Annotated in this window: 13 protein-coding genes; 12 read left to right on the top strand and 1 reads right to left on the bottom strand. The window is 67.0% G+C overall.

Features of this window, described 5'->3' with window-relative positions:
• The first annotated feature begins 34 nt into the window (after positions 1–34).
• Positions 35–916, top strand: coding sequence for a LysR family transcriptional regulator (locus M6D93_RS17240; protein WP_249771121.1), 882 nt, complete (start codon positions 35–37; stop codon positions 914–916).
• A 211-nt stretch (positions 917–1127) separates the two neighbouring features.
• Here M6D93_RS17240 and M6D93_RS17235 read toward each other — a convergent pair whose 3' ends face one another.
• Entirely contained in the window at positions 1128–1601 is a 474-nt protein-coding gene (locus M6D93_RS17235) for an OsmC family protein (RefSeq protein WP_249771119.1), read from the bottom strand.
• Positions 1602–1839: 238 nt separating this feature from the next.
• Between M6D93_RS17235 and M6D93_RS17230 the strand changes: the two genes are divergently transcribed.
• The 11 genes from M6D93_RS17230 to M6D93_RS17175 all read left to right on the top strand — a co-directional run bounded on the left by M6D93_RS17230 (position 1840) and on the right by M6D93_RS17175 (position 13033).
• Positions 1840–2925 (top strand): ATP-binding cassette domain-containing protein, encoded by a 1086-nt coding sequence (locus M6D93_RS17230; protein ID WP_283818602.1) that lies wholly within the window; start codon positions 1840–1842, stop codon positions 2923–2925.
• A gap of 1 nt (position 2926) precedes the next feature.
• Entirely contained in the window at positions 2927–3703 is a 777-nt protein-coding gene (locus tag M6D93_RS17225) for an MlaE family ABC transporter permease (protein WP_249771117.1), read from the top strand.
• 10 nt (positions 3704–3713) lie between these two features.
• Positions 3714–4559, top strand: a complete 846-nt coding sequence (locus tag M6D93_RS17220) for an MlaE family ABC transporter permease (RefSeq protein ID WP_347343692.1) — start codon at positions 3714–3716, stop codon at positions 4557–4559.
• Position 4560: 1 nt separating this feature from the next.
• Positions 4561–5904, top strand: coding sequence for an MCE family protein (locus tag M6D93_RS17215; protein WP_249771113.1), 1344 nt, complete (start codon positions 4561–4563; stop codon positions 5902–5904).
• Positions 5901–6986, top strand: coding sequence for an MCE family protein (locus tag M6D93_RS17210; RefSeq protein WP_249771111.1), 1086 nt, complete (start codon positions 5901–5903; stop codon positions 6984–6986). Before M6D93_RS17215 ends, M6D93_RS17210 begins: the two co-directional genes overlap by 4 nt.
• Positions 6986–8020: an MCE family protein gene (locus M6D93_RS17205; protein WP_249771109.1), complete on the top strand. Its 1035-nt coding sequence runs from the start codon at positions 6986–6988 to the stop codon at positions 8018–8020. Before M6D93_RS17210 ends, M6D93_RS17205 begins: the two co-directional genes overlap by 1 nt.
• Position 8021: 1 nt before the next feature.
• Positions 8022–9251, top strand: a complete 1230-nt coding sequence (locus tag M6D93_RS17200; protein ID WP_249771106.1) for an MCE family protein — start codon at positions 8022–8024, stop codon at positions 9249–9251.
• Between the two features lie 11 nt (positions 9252–9262).
• Positions 9263–10405, top strand: coding sequence for an MCE family protein (locus M6D93_RS17195; protein ID WP_249771104.1), 1143 nt, complete (start codon positions 9263–9265; stop codon positions 10403–10405).
• A gap of 7 nt (positions 10406–10412) precedes the next feature.
• Entirely contained in the window at positions 10413–11699 is a 1287-nt protein-coding gene (locus tag M6D93_RS17190) for an MCE family protein (protein WP_249771102.1), read from the top strand.
• Positions 11696–12271: a hypothetical protein gene (locus M6D93_RS17185; RefSeq protein ID WP_249771100.1), complete on the top strand. Its 576-nt coding sequence runs from the start codon at positions 11696–11698 to the stop codon at positions 12269–12271. The genes M6D93_RS17190 and M6D93_RS17185 overlap by 4 nt, the downstream gene beginning before the upstream one ends.
• A 276-nt stretch (positions 12272–12547) precedes the next feature.
• Positions 12548–13033: a hypothetical protein gene (locus M6D93_RS17175; RefSeq protein ID WP_249774254.1), complete on the top strand. Its 486-nt coding sequence runs from the start codon at positions 12548–12550 to the stop codon at positions 13031–13033.
• Positions 13034–13173 lie beyond the last annotated feature (140 nt).

Below are 13173 nucleotides of genomic sequence, written 5' to 3'. Positions count from 1 at the left end.
AAAGCCAATTGATCGTATTAGTGTTATTGCCATAATGAATGAGTCCGCGAGGCGTTGGTATGACCCGGAGTTGCTGCGTACGTTCTTGGCTGTCGCGCAGTCCCTGAGTTTCACCCAGGCCGCGGCCAACCTGGGCCTGCGCCAACCGACGGTGAGTCAGCACATTCGCAAGCTCGAAGACTCTGTGGGACGCCCCCTGTTCGTCCGTGACACCCGCAGTGTGGCCCTCACGGCGGACGGGGAGGCCCTTGCCGACTTCGCGCGGACGATCCTCGCGGCCCACGAGCAGGCCGTCGGTTACTTCACCGGATCAGGACTGGCCGGCCGCCTGAGGCTCGGCGTGACCGACGACATCGCACTCACGCAGGTCCCGCGGATTCTGCGGGACTTCCGACAGCTCTACCCCCGGATCGACCTGGAGCTGACCGTTGCTCAGAGCGCCACCCTGCAACGCCGGATCGAGTCCGGGCACCTTGATCTTGCTTTCGTGAAGAACCCCGCTGGGCCGTTGGACCCCCGTGGGCGGCTGGTACGTCGCGACCGGTTGCTCTGGGCCAGCATCGCGGGGACGAGGGTCGAGGACGAGCGGCCGGTGCCACTGGTGGTCTACCAGGCGCCGAGCGCGAGCCGGTCCCTGGCGGTCGAGGCCTTGGAGAGGGTCGGACGGTCCTACCGCATCACCTGTACGGTCCGCGGCGTGAACGGCGTCCTCGCGGCGGTCCGGGCGGGCCTGGGCATCGCCGTGGTCGCCCGGTCCTTGTTTCCGGGTGACTTCGTCGAGTTGCCGGCTTCGGCGGGACTGCCCGAGCTAGGTCAGATGGATCTGGTTCTGTTGCGCTCCTCGCGCAAGGCCAGCGAACCGGTGGAAGCACTGACCGCAGCGATCCTGTCCAGCGGCAATCCGATCAAAGTCTGATTTATGTGCAACGAGGGCAACCTCAACGGCGGCGGCGAGCAACGAGGGCAACCTCAACGGCGGCGGCGAGCAACGAGGGCAACCTCAACGGCGGCGGCGTGCAACGAGGGCAACCTCAACGGGCGGCGGCGTGCAACGAGGGCAACCTCAACGGGCGGCGGTGTGCAACGAGGGCAACCTCAACGGGCGGCGGCGGGCAACGAGGGCAACCTCAACGGGCGCGGGTGACCGGGACGTGGCGGACCTCGAAGTTGACCGAATTTGCGATGAAGCACTGGCGCCGTGCTTCGGCGTGAAGGTGTCCGGCGGCCTCGATCATGCTCTCGTCGGCGACGGTCACGACCGGGTGAAGTTCGGCCCACTCGAAGCGTCCACTGTTTCCGGCCGCCTCCACCATCCTCCCGGTGGCCTCGTCCGAGTAATCGGTGACGACGACGCCCGCGAGCGCGGCGACGCTCAGATAGGCCAACATGTGGCACTGGGACAGGGCGGCGAGCAGCAGTTCCTCGGGATTCCACCGCGACGGATCACCCCGAAAGGCGCGGTCGGCGCTGCCGAGCAGCCCAGGCTTACCCTCGGCGCTGACCGCGTGATCCCGCCCGTAGCCGCGGATGTCCGCGGTGCCTGCGCCCCGATTGCCGGTCCAGGTGACCGAAAGCCGGTAGTCATGGGTACGGCCGGGCATCAGGGCCTCCGGAACAGGCGGACAACAACCTCGCTGGAGTTCTCAACGCTGTCACACAGGAGCAATCCAGTTTCTACCCGACGGTAACCTGCGCCGCCCCGCCTCGTTGTACCGCGCGACAGGGCTTCGTCCGCAGAAGTCGTGTCGTGTCCTGTCGGTCACTCTCCGACACATCGTGGCACCCTGCACAAGCTGGTCAAAACTGCGGAGTACTCGACGACGGGAGAACGTGACGGCAATGGGCGTTGAGGTCGCGGTTGAGGGGTTGTCGAAGTCGTTCGGGCGCCAGTCGATCTGGCAGGACGTCACCCTCACCCTGCCCCCCGGAGAGATTTCGGTGATGCTGGGCCCGTCGGGTACCGGTAAGTCGGTGTTTCTCAAGACCCTGGTCGGCCTGCTCAAGCCCGATCGTGGCTCGATCCTGATCCGCGACGTGAACCTGGCCAAGTGCAGCGAGCACCAGCTGTACGAGACCCGCAAACTGTTCGGGGTCTTGTTCCAGGACGGCGCACTCTTCGGATCGATGAACCTGTTCGACAACATCGCCTTTCCGTTGCGCGAACACACCCGCAAGTCCGAGTCCGACATCCGCTCCATCGTCATGGAGAAGCTGGAGATGGTCGGCCTGACCGGGACGGAGAAGAAGCTTCCCGGCGAGATCTCCGGGGGTATGCGCAAGCGGGCCGGGCTGGCCCGCGCGCTTGTCCTCGATCCTGAGATCATCCTGTTCGACGAGCCGGACAGCGGCCTGGACCCCGTCCGCGTCGCCTACCTGAACCAGCTGATCGTCGACCTCAACGCGGTCACCGACTCGACGTTCCTGATCGTCACCCACGACATCGGTACCGCCCGGACCGTCCCCGACAACCTCGGCCTGCTGTTCCGGCGCGAGCTAGTCATGTTCGGACCCCGCGAGGTTCTGCTCACCAGCGAGGAACCGGTCGTCAAGCAGTTCCTCAACGGCCGTCGCGAAGGCCCGATCGGCATGAGCGAGGAGAAGGACGCGGCCCAGGTCGCCGCGGAGCTCGCCAATCTCGACCAGGACGCGGCCCCCGCGCCCGGCACCGGCCCGAAGGGGGCCAGCGGTGGCGGGGTGCCCCCGCAGTTGTTGCCCTCGCCTGGGCTGCCGGTCCGGCAGGCGGCAGGCCGGCGGCAGGCCCGTGTGCTGGAGATGCTGCACACGCTGCCACCCAAGGCGCAGGCCGTCATCACCGCGGCCCTGGACTCGGAGCGACTGGCCGAGTCACCCCGCGCCGACTCCACCCGCGCCGACTCCACCCTCGCCGAGCAGCCGGTAGCCGCGGCACCCCCGGCGGTGGGCTGACATGGCCGGGGTCTCACTCGTCTCAGGGGTAAGCCAGGCAGGACGACTGTTCGCCCTGTTCCTGGACGTCGTGCGGCTGACCTTCAAGCGTCCGTTCCAGGGACGGGAGTTCATCCAGCAGGCCTGGTTCATCGCCAGCGTCACGATCGTCCCGACCGCCTTGGTCGCGGTTCCCTTCGGGGCCGTCATCGCCTTGCAGCTGGGGACGGTCACCCGGCAGCTCGGTGCCCAGTCGTTCACCGGGGCCGCCAGCGTGCTGGCGGTGATCCGCGAGGCCTCACCCATCGTCTGCGCCCTGTTGATCGCCGGGGCCGGTGGCTCGGCGATCTGTGCCGACCTGGGATCGCGCAAGATCCGCGACGAGATCGACGCGATGGAGGTGCTCGGCATCTCCCCGGTCCAGCGGCTGGTCGTGCCTCGCGTCCTGGCGTGCATGCTGGTCTCGATGGCGCTCAACGGCCTGGTCAGCGTCGTCGGCGTCACCGGCGGTTACTTCTTCAACGTCATCCTGCAGGGCGGGACCCCGGGGGCCTACCTCGCGTCCTTCTCCGCGCTGGCCCAGCTGCCCGACCTGTACGCCGGCGAGCTCAAGGCCCTGATCTTCGGGCTGATCGCAGCGGTGGTGGCCTCGTACAAGGGACTGAATGCCGGCGGCGGCCCGAAGGGCGTGGGAGACGCGGTCAACCAGTCGGTGGTCATCACCTTCCTGTTGTTGTTCTTCGTCAACTTCGTCCTCACCGCGGTCTACTTCCAGATCGTCCCGCCGAAGGGCTCATGAGATGACCTCGATGGTCCTGGGCTCGGTGCTGTCCCGCGCGCGCAAGACCGCCGGTCGCCCCGGGGTGTTCCTTGACGACCTCGGCGACCAGGTGATGTTCTACGCGAAGGCGCTGGCCTGGACGCCGCGAACGATCCGTCGGTACAAGAAGGAAGTCCTTCGCCTGCTCGCCGAGGTCACCTTCGGCACCGGCGCGTTGGCGGTCATCGGCGGCACCATCGGGGTCATCACCTTCCTGTCCTTCTTCACCGGCACCGAGGTCGGCCTGCAGGGGTACGCCGCCCTCAACCAGCTGGGTACGGGGGCGTTCACCGGTTTCGTCTCGGCGTACTTCAACACCCGCGAGATCGCGCCGCTCGTGGCCGGGCTGGCCCTGTCGGCGACCGTGGGCTGTGGCTTCACCGCGCAGCTGGGCGCGATGCGCATCTCCGAGGAGATCGACGCACTCGAGGTGATGGCCGTCCCATCCCTGCCCTACCTGGTTACGACCCGAATCATCGCCGGCTTCATCGCAGTCATTCCCTTGTACGTCATCGGATTGCTCTCCTCCTACCTGTCGACCAGGACGATCGCCACCGCCTACTACGGCCAGTCGACGGGCAACTACGACCACTACTTCCACCTGTTCCTTCCCCCCGGTGACATCCTGTGGTCGTTCTTCAAGGTGCTGATCTTCGCGGTCGTCATCATCAACACCCATTGCTACTACGGCTACACCGCATCCGGGGGACCGGCGGGGGTGGGCACCGCGGTCGGACGAGCGGTGCGGACCGCGATCGTGGCGATCAACGTCGTCGACTTCTTTCTCTCGCTGGCGATCTGGGGCGCCAACACGACCGTGCGGATCGCGGGCTGACATGGCCAGACAAAGTCGAGCGTGGCGGATTCGGCGGCGGCTGTACGGCCTCGTCTTCATGGCGGTGCTGGTCGGGCTGATCGGGTTGTCCATCGCCGCCTACCAGCAGGTGTTCACCAAGGTCACCCTCGTGACCCTGGACACCGACCACACCGGCGCCCAGTTGATGCCGCAGTCGGATGTCAAATTGCGGGGCATCATCGTCGGGTCGGTCCGTTCGATCTCGACCTACAACGTGCCCGCCGCCGGTGGTCGGCAACCGCTGACCCGGGCGCGGTTGACGCTCGCGCTGCAGCCAGGGCGGACGGATCTGATCCCGGCCGGCGCAACGGCCCTGCTGTTGCCCAAGACCCTTTTCGGGGAACGCTATGTCTCGTTGCAGATTCCCGACGGCCTGAGTGGGACGAGCGCGCAGCCGATCAGGAGTGGCGACACCATCACCAGCGCGAAGGACGCGGTTGAGGTCGAGCAGGTTCTCAACGACCTCTACCCGGTCCTGCTGGCCTTGCACCCCGAGGATCTGAAGGCCACGCTCACCGCGGTCGCCTCCGCGCTGCAGGGCCGGGGCAAGCAGCTCGGGGACAACCTGGCCTCGCTCAACGACTACCTCACCAAGCTCAACCCCAAGGTGCCCCAGCTCGTCGACGACATCGACAAACTCGGCCGAGTGGCAACCCTCTACAACGACGCGGCCCCAGATCTGTTGTCCAGTCTGAACAATCTCAGCGTCACGGCGACCACGATCGCGAGGCGGCCGCAGGCCCTGGCCCAGCTGCTGATCTCGGCTACCGCGACGTCGGACACCGTCGACGGGTTCCTCAACGACAACGGCAACTACCTGATCTCGGTCGCGTCCTCGTCCAAGCAGATCGTGGGACTGCTAGCGCACTACGCACCCGAATACCCGTGTCTGCTCTCGGGTCTGGCCGGCATCGAGCCACGCTTGGAAGACGCCTTCGGCGGCAAGCAGCCCGGCCTGCACATCACGCTCGAGGTCATCAAGAGCCAGGGCAAGTACGTCGCCGCCGACCGGTTCCGGTACCCGACCTCGTCTGCGGTGCGGCAACCCCACTGTTTCGGGCTGCCTGCGCCGGCCAACCCGTTCCCCGGCGTCGACTTCGGCTCGGCCGGCTCGCCCGACGGAGCGGCCTACAACCCGCCCCAGGGCCTCGGTAGCGCCGACCGTGCCGCCTACAACGCCGCGGGCGTCGGTTCCCCGGCCGAGGAGAATCTCGTGGCCGGCCTCATCGCGCCCTCGTGGGGCGGCGACCCGACGAAGGTGCCGAGCGTGGCCGCGCTGCTGGCGGCGCCGCTCCTGCGCGGAAGTCAGGTGACGGTCGGATGAGGGGTCTGCTGTCACCGCTCCTGAAACTGGTCGCGTTCCTGGTCGTCACGAGTCTGGCCACCTACGTCCTGGCCGCGACGATCACGAACGCGAGCTTCGGCAAGACCAGAAGCTATTACGCGCTGTTTCATGACGCGACCGGCCTGCTCATCGGCGATGACGTCCGGGTCGCCGGAGTGCGGGTCGGCACGGTGGAGGGCATCAAGCTCGTCCGCGAACCGGCCACCGCCGGCGCCGCGAACGCCGGTTCTACCAGCACACCGGCCGCCGGCGCGTTCGTTGCCCGGGTCAGGTTCTCCGTCGCCGACAACCGGCCCCTGACCACCTGGTCGCTGGCCAAACTTCGGTTTCGCAATCTCGTCGGCCAGCGTTACGTCGACGTCGAAGAAGGTAGTCCGATCGACGGGGTGGCGCAGCAGACGCTGCCGGACAAGGGCACGATCCCGCTGAGCCAGACAACCGACGCCCTCGATCTGTCGACCCTGTTCGCCGGCTTCAAGCCATTGTTCGCCGGACTGGATCCGGCGGAGATGAACAGCCTGTCGTTGCAGATCATCCAGACGCTGCAGGGCGAAGGCGGAACTGTGGACGCGCTGTTGCAGCAGACGGCGGCGCTCACGTCGGCGATCGCCGACAAGGACAAGGTCATCGGAGATCTGGTCGACAACCTGTCCTCCGTGCTGGACACCCTTGGCCAGCGTGATCAGAAACTGTCGGACCTGATCAGCGAGCTCCAGCGGTGGGTCAGCGGGCTGGCCGGCGACCGTAAGACGATCGGCGATTCGATCGCGGGTGTGAACACGCTGGCCCAATCCACGACGGGGTTGCTGAGTCAGATCCGTCCGTCCCTCAAGCAGGACGTCGTCGATCTCAACGGTCTCGCCTCGACCCTCAACGCCGGCGGCACCGAACTCGACGGCGTGCTGCAGCGATTGCCGAACAAGGTCGCGAGCCTGACGCGGACCGCCACGTACGGCTCCTGGTTCAACTTCTACCTCTGTTCGATGAGCGGCACGGTCACCCTGCCCGGCAACGTGAAACTCGATCCGAGCATCGCCTCGGGCACCACGAGGTGCAACTGATGGCCGTCCTAGGCATCAAACGCGGTCTGAAGAAGGCGCCGCGCGGCCGGTCCTTCGCGTCCCGCAACCCGACGATGATCGGGGCCATCGGCCTGGTGATCATTGCGGTCTTGCTGTGGGCGGCGTTCAACGCCTCGAAGCTGCCGATCATCGGCGGCGGCACGCAGTACTCAGCGGTGTTCTCCGAGTCCTCGGGCATCAATCCCGACGACGAGGTCCGGATCGCGGGTGTGAAGGTGGGCACCGTGACGGCCGTGAAGCTCACCGGCAAGGACGACGGTGCGGTCATGGTGAGCTTCCGCGTCAAGAACGCCTTCATCGGCGACCAGACCCAGGCCATCATCAAGATCAAGACGCTGCTCGGGCGCAAGTATCTGGAGCTGGATTCGCAGGGGACGAACAAGCAGAAGCCGAACCAGGCCATCCCGCTCAGCCGGACCCTGACGCCCTATGATGTCTACCCGGCCTTCTCGGACCTGACCAAGACGGTCGGCGATATCAACACCGTGAATCTGGGCCGGTCGTTGGAGACGATTGCCCAGACCTTCGCGGGTACCCCTGGCGATGTCGGTACCACTCTGAAGGGTTTGTCGCGGCTGTCGAACACGATCGCCTCGCGGGACCAGGCGCTGCGCACCCTGCTGGCCCGAGCCAACCAGGTGACCGGCGTCCTCGCCGACCGCGACGCGCAGATCGCCAAGCTGCTCAGCGACGGCAACCTGCTGTTACAGGAGCTGGACCTGCGCAAGCAGGCCATCCACACCCTGTTCCTGAACACCTCGGCGTTGTCATTGCAGATCAGCGGCTTGGTCGCCGACAACCAGAAGACGCTGAAACCCGCTCTCGATCAGCTCAACGGGGTTTTGCAGATTCTGCAGAAGAATTCCGACAACATCGACCGCGCCCTGGCGTTGCTGGCGCCCTTCTACCGGGTCTTCGCCAACACATTGGGCAACGGCCGTTGGTTCGACACCTACATCCAGAACCTCACCGCCGTCGGGTTGTTCGGCCTCGCGGCTGGGACCGGGGGCTGACGTGACTGTTCCTGCAGACCGGGCTGACTCGCGGTGGTCGGTCCTGCCGAAGAAGGCTTCCAGGCTGCTGGCCATCGGCCTCGTCGCCGCCATCGTGGTGGGAGTAGCGATCTTCGTCCTGCTCCCCTCGCCGACCAAGACGGTGACGGCTCGATTCGAGCGGGCGGTTGGGCTGTACACCGGCTCCGACGTCCGCCTGCACGGGGTGAAGATCGGCACCATCACGGCCGTGAAACCGGACGGCGACGGGGTACTCGTGACCATGCGCTACGACCGCTCGGTGCGGTTGCCCGCCTACGCTGCCGACGCCAAGGTGGTCCGGGCCGCGATCATCCCGCCGTCACTGGTGTCCGACCGCTACGTCCAGGTTGCCGACTACGCCTCCTGCCAGGGCAGGTGCACCGTGCTGGGCAACGGTGCCTCGATCGCCCAGAACCAGACTGCGTCACCGGTCGAGCTCGACGACATCTACTCGGCCCTGAACAAGCTCAACGTCGCGCTCGGACCGCAGGGTGCGAACTCGAAGTCGCTGTCGAGCAAAGGGCCGTTGTCCGACCTCATCGATGTGGGCGCGGCCAACCTGCAGGGCAACGGCCAGGCACTGGGCGAGACGATGAAGAACCTTTCCCAGGCGGTGCAAACGCTCGCCAACGGACGCCAGGATCTGTTCGGGACGGTCAAGAACCTGCAACTGTTCACCGACACCCTCGCCGCCAACGACAGCCAGGTGCGCAAGTTCAACGACCAGTTGGATTCGGTGACCAGCGAACTGGCCGATGAGCGCAACTCGATCTCGGAGGCGTTGAAGAACCTGTCCGCCGCGTTGTCCGACATCGCCGCTTTCATCAAGACCAACGGCAACAGCATTCACACCGACATCGTCGGACTGAAGAACGTCACCACCACCCTGAACCGGCAGAAGAGCGCCATCAACGAGATCCTCGCGGTCGCCCCGGTCGCGGTGTCCAACCTGACGCACACCTACAACCCGGTCTCGGGCACGCTCGACACGCGCGACAACGTCGGTGGCCTCCTCGATCCCTCGGTGATCTGTTCGGTGCTGGACAAGCAGGTCGGCCTGCCGGTGATCGGTGGCACGGTGGCGCAGACGTGCACCGCGATCTCCAAGCTGCTCGGCGGCCTGCCCGGCATCCCGGGGCTTTCTCAGCCCGGCACGGGCAATGGCTCGGGCGTGCCCGGTTTGCCGACGATCCCAGGGGTGAACGGCTGATGCGTGGGAATGTGGCTCGGCATGCACGCCTGATCGCGGCGTTGTCCACCGTCGTTGTGGCGCTGACCGGCTGCGGATTCCACGGGCTCTACTCGGCTCCGCTGCCCGGCGGCGCCGACGTCGGCTCGCATCCGTACCGGGTGCTGGTGGATTTCGACAACGTCCTGGACCTCGTTCCGCAGTCCTCGGTCAAGGTCAACGACGTCTCGGTGGGCCGGGTCGAGAAGATCACCCTCAACGGCTGGCACGCCCAGGTCCAGGTCCTGGTCAACGGCAACGTGACCCTGCCGGCCAACGCCTTCGCCCAGGTCCGGCAGACGTCCTTGCTGGGCGAGAAGTTCGTGTCGCTGTCCTATCCACCGAACGGTGAGGTCCCGGACCCGACCTCTCTGGCCGACGCCGCGCATGCCGGCTACGCCTATCCCCATATCGGAATCAACCGCACCGGATCGACCCCAGAGGTCGAGGAGGTGCTCGGTGCTCTGTCGCTGCTGCTCAACGGCGGCGGACTGGAGCAGCTGAAGACGATCACCCATGAACTCGATCAAGCCCTGACCGGGCATACCCAGCAGATCCGTAGCCTGCTCGCCCAGGCCACGGCGCTGACGACCACCCTGAACGCGCAGAAGAGCCGGATCCTCACCGCGATCGACAGCCTCGACACGCTCAGCCAGACGCTGAACCGTCAGAAGCAGGTGCTGGCCAAGGCGCTGGACACGATGCCGCAGGCCGTGAAGATCCTCGCCGACGAGCGCAGCCAGTTCACGACCTTGCTCAAGAGCCTGGACCGGTTGAGCACGGTGGCGACGACCGTCATCAACGGCTCGACCGCCAACCTGGTTTCGACCCTGAAGGATCTGGACCCGGTGCTGACTCAGCTCACGAGGGCCGGTGCGGACCTGCCCAAGTCCATGGAACTGTTGGCGACGTTCCCGTTCCCGAAGACGGCCGTGAACGGTGTGAAGGGCGACTACACCAACCTGTACGTCACCTCGGACCTGAACCTGTCCACGCTGTTGAACAACCTGCTCACACCGGTGCCGACCGGCGAGCCCGTCGGCGGCCAGCCGGGCCAGGGCCAGAAACAGGGCAGCCGATCCGGGCAGAGCCTCCCGAGCCCTGTGACGAGCCCGATCCCGGGCCTGGGGAAGTGAGGCCGGCATGATCACTCGCACCGTCAAGTTTCAGCTTCTGGCGTTCCTGCTCATCTCGCTGCTCGGCGTCAGCTACGTCAGCTTCAATTACGTCGGTCTCGGCTCGTCGCTGTTCGGACCGGGTGGGTGCACGGTCAGCGCGAACTTCCCCGATTCCGGTGGAATCTTCACCAATGCCGAGGTGACCTATCGCGGCGTCACCGTCGGCAAGGTCGGGGAGTTGCACCTGCTCGACTACACCGATTCGAGCGGGACGAAGGTGCACGGCGTGCGGGTGGACCTGCGCCTGAACGACTGCGGCGGCAAGAACCGGATTCCACTGAGTTCGCAGGCCTATGTCTCGGATCGCTCGGCGGTGGGCGAGCAGTACGTCAACCTCGAGCCGAGTTCGAAAGCGGGTCCGTACGCGACCAGCGGCTCGGTTCTGAGCACCCCTGGGCAGGTGCCGATCGCGACCCAGGTGCTGCTGGCCAACCTGGACAACCTCGTCTCCAACATCGACTCGGCCAAGCTCAACACCGTCATCACCGAGCTGGGCAAGGCCTTCTCCGGACGCGGTCCCGACCTACAGGCGTTGCTGGACTCCGGTGACCAGTTGCTCGCGGCCGCTCAGCAGGCGTTGCCGGAGACGCTCAGGTTGATCGACAACTCCGGCAGCGTTCTGCAGACCCAGCTCGACAAGGGCTCGGCGATCAAGGCCTGGGCGCACAACCTGAACCTGATCTCGGCCCAGTTGCGCTCCAGCGATCCGGATCTGAACGCGTTGCTGAGTCAGGGACCGTCCGAGCTGCAGACGGTGCAACAGTTCGTGGCCACGAACTCCGACGGCCTGCACGTGCTGCTGGCCAACATGGTCTCGACGAACCAGGTGCTCGTGGCGCACCTGCAGGGCATCGAGGCCATTCTGTTGCTCTACCCGGCCGCGGTGGCCGGCAGCTACACGGTGGCGCCGGGCGACGGCACGGCGCATTTCGGACTGGTGCTCAACGTCGACGACCCGCCCTCGTGTGTGGACGGCTACGGTGGCACGACCAAGCGGCAACCCAGTGACACCGGCCCCGCGCCGGTGAACACCAACGCCCAGTGCACCCTCGGCAGCGGGTCCAAGACCGAGGTCCGCGGGGCCCAGAACGCGCCAGGAGGCGATCCCATCAGCACCGGCGGCGGCGGCGCGGCCTACCCCAGGGTGACCCCCGGGCAGCGAGCGCCGGTGTCCATCGGAGGCACCGGGACCGCCTCGGACCTGCTCGGCGACCAGTCCTGGTTGCCGCTGCTGACCGGAGGGCTGAAGTGAGCGCCGCGCATGCCACCGACCGCGACGTAGCTGATCGCACCGCTCGGGCCGGGGGGCGCGGTCTGACCGCCCGTACCGTGGCGCTGCTCGCCGTCCTCGCGCTGGCCCTGGCGGCGCTGGCCGCGTACCAGCTCCAGCTCCGCTCGGACCACCGTGGACTGTTCACCGGCCATGCGGGTCTGGGTGGGCTCACGGATGGCGAGCGGGCTGCCGTCACTGCGGCGAAGGTCGAGATCGTCAACCTGCAGACGATGCGCCGCACGAGCTTCGACGCCGACTTCGCCCGGGCCGCCGAGGGGATGACCCAGACCTACGCCGTTCAGTTCCAGGCCACCAAGACCGATCTGAAGGCCGCACTGGACCGCGTCAAGCGCGACACCTCGGCGGACGTGTCCGGGGCCGGACTGGTCTCCCTGAAGTCGAACACCGCGACGGTCATCGTGTCGGCCGACCTCAAACGCAGCGACAACGGGGCCGCCGCGACGACGTTCGCACTGTCCCGGTTCCAGCTGACGATGAAGAAGGTCGGCTCGCGATGGCTGCTCGACCAACTGAGTGCGGTGGGCCTGTAGATGACTGAGCAGACGCCCGAACGCCGGCCCCGTCCCACCCGTCCCAGCCCGACTGCAAGGGCCCGGCGGGCTGCGGCGGCCCTCGGCCCCGCCCCAACCCCCGCGCCTGCCCCAACCCCCGCGCCTGCCCCTGCCCCAGCCCCTGCCCCTGCCCCAGCCCCAGCCCCTGCCCGTCCGTCCGCCCCGACCATCGATGCGACGGCCCGTCCGCTCGAGGTCCTCCCGGCTGAGACCGCGGACGCGCCGGCGGCTGGTCGGGCCGGTGGGCGCCGGCCCGTGCCCGGTCTAATGATCGCCCTGCTGGTCGCACTCGTCCTCGGGCTCGCCGTCGCCAACGTGGCCCTGGTGGTCCTCAAGCCCGCCAAGGCCACGGGGGCAGGCGACCGCGCCGCGGTGCTGGCCGCGGCCCGGACCGGTGTCGAGCCGGTGCTGTCCTACAACTACAAGACGGTTCCCGCCGACGCAGCCCGGGCGCGCCGGTATCTGACCGGCACGTTCGCCACGCAGTACCAGACGTCCATCGACAAGGTCGTCGCGGTGCAGGCGCCGAAGGTCAGGGCGGTGGTGAGCGCGCAGGTCGACTCGGCCGGGCTGGAAGCGGTCAGCGGAGACGGCAAGCAGGCGACGGTCGTCGTGTTCGCCCAGCAGAAGGTGACCAACACCAGCATCACGCAGCCCCGGGTCGATCTGGTCCGGCTGCGGGTCACCTTGAACCTGGTCGGCTCCCGGTGGCTGATCGCCAACCTCCAACAGCTCGGCTGAGCGTCCGCGCACCGCTTCCTGACCTGAACAACGGGCCCGAAGTGCCGAAATGCTTGACTGAGGGCGCAGATCGGTGCACCCTGTCCCTGCACCATTCCGGCCGAAACCGGCCGTGATCCCGATCCACCGGGTGCTGGCCC

The organism is Jatrophihabitans telluris, assembly GCF_023516435.1.
Lineage (GTDB): Bacteria > Actinomycetota > Actinomycetes > Mycobacteriales > Jatrophihabitantaceae > Jatrophihabitans_A > Jatrophihabitans_A telluris.
The sequence above is the reverse complement of the archived record's forward strand: the minus strand, read 5'-3'. Positions and strand labels throughout refer to the sequence as shown.

Coding starts and splice junctions, on each gene's coding strand:
- M6D93_RS17240 (WP_249771121.1), top strand. CDS start 35: ATGAATGAGTCCGCGAGGCGTTGGTATGACCCGGAGTTGCTGCGTACG.
- M6D93_RS17235 (WP_249771119.1), bottom strand. CDS start 1,601: ATGCCCGGCCGTACCCATGACTACCGGCTTTCGGTCACCTGGACCGGC.
- M6D93_RS17230 (WP_283818602.1), top strand. CDS start 1,840: ATGGGCGTTGAGGTCGCGGTTGAGGGGTTGTCGAAGTCGTTCGGGCGC.
- M6D93_RS17225 (WP_249771117.1), top strand. CDS start 2,927: ATGGCCGGGGTCTCACTCGTCTCAGGGGTAAGCCAGGCAGGACGACTG.
- M6D93_RS17220 (WP_347343692.1), top strand. CDS start 3,714: ATGGTCCTGGGCTCGGTGCTGTCCCGCGCGCGCAAGACCGCCGGTCGC.
- M6D93_RS17215 (WP_249771113.1), top strand. CDS start 4,561: ATGGCCAGACAAAGTCGAGCGTGGCGGATTCGGCGGCGGCTGTACGGC.
- M6D93_RS17210 (WP_249771111.1), top strand. CDS start 5,901: ATGAGGGGTCTGCTGTCACCGCTCCTGAAACTGGTCGCGTTCCTGGTC.
- M6D93_RS17205 (WP_249771109.1), top strand. CDS start 6,986: ATGGCCGTCCTAGGCATCAAACGCGGTCTGAAGAAGGCGCCGCGCGGC.
- M6D93_RS17190 (WP_249771102.1), top strand. CDS start 10,413: ATGATCACTCGCACCGTCAAGTTTCAGCTTCTGGCGTTCCTGCTCATC.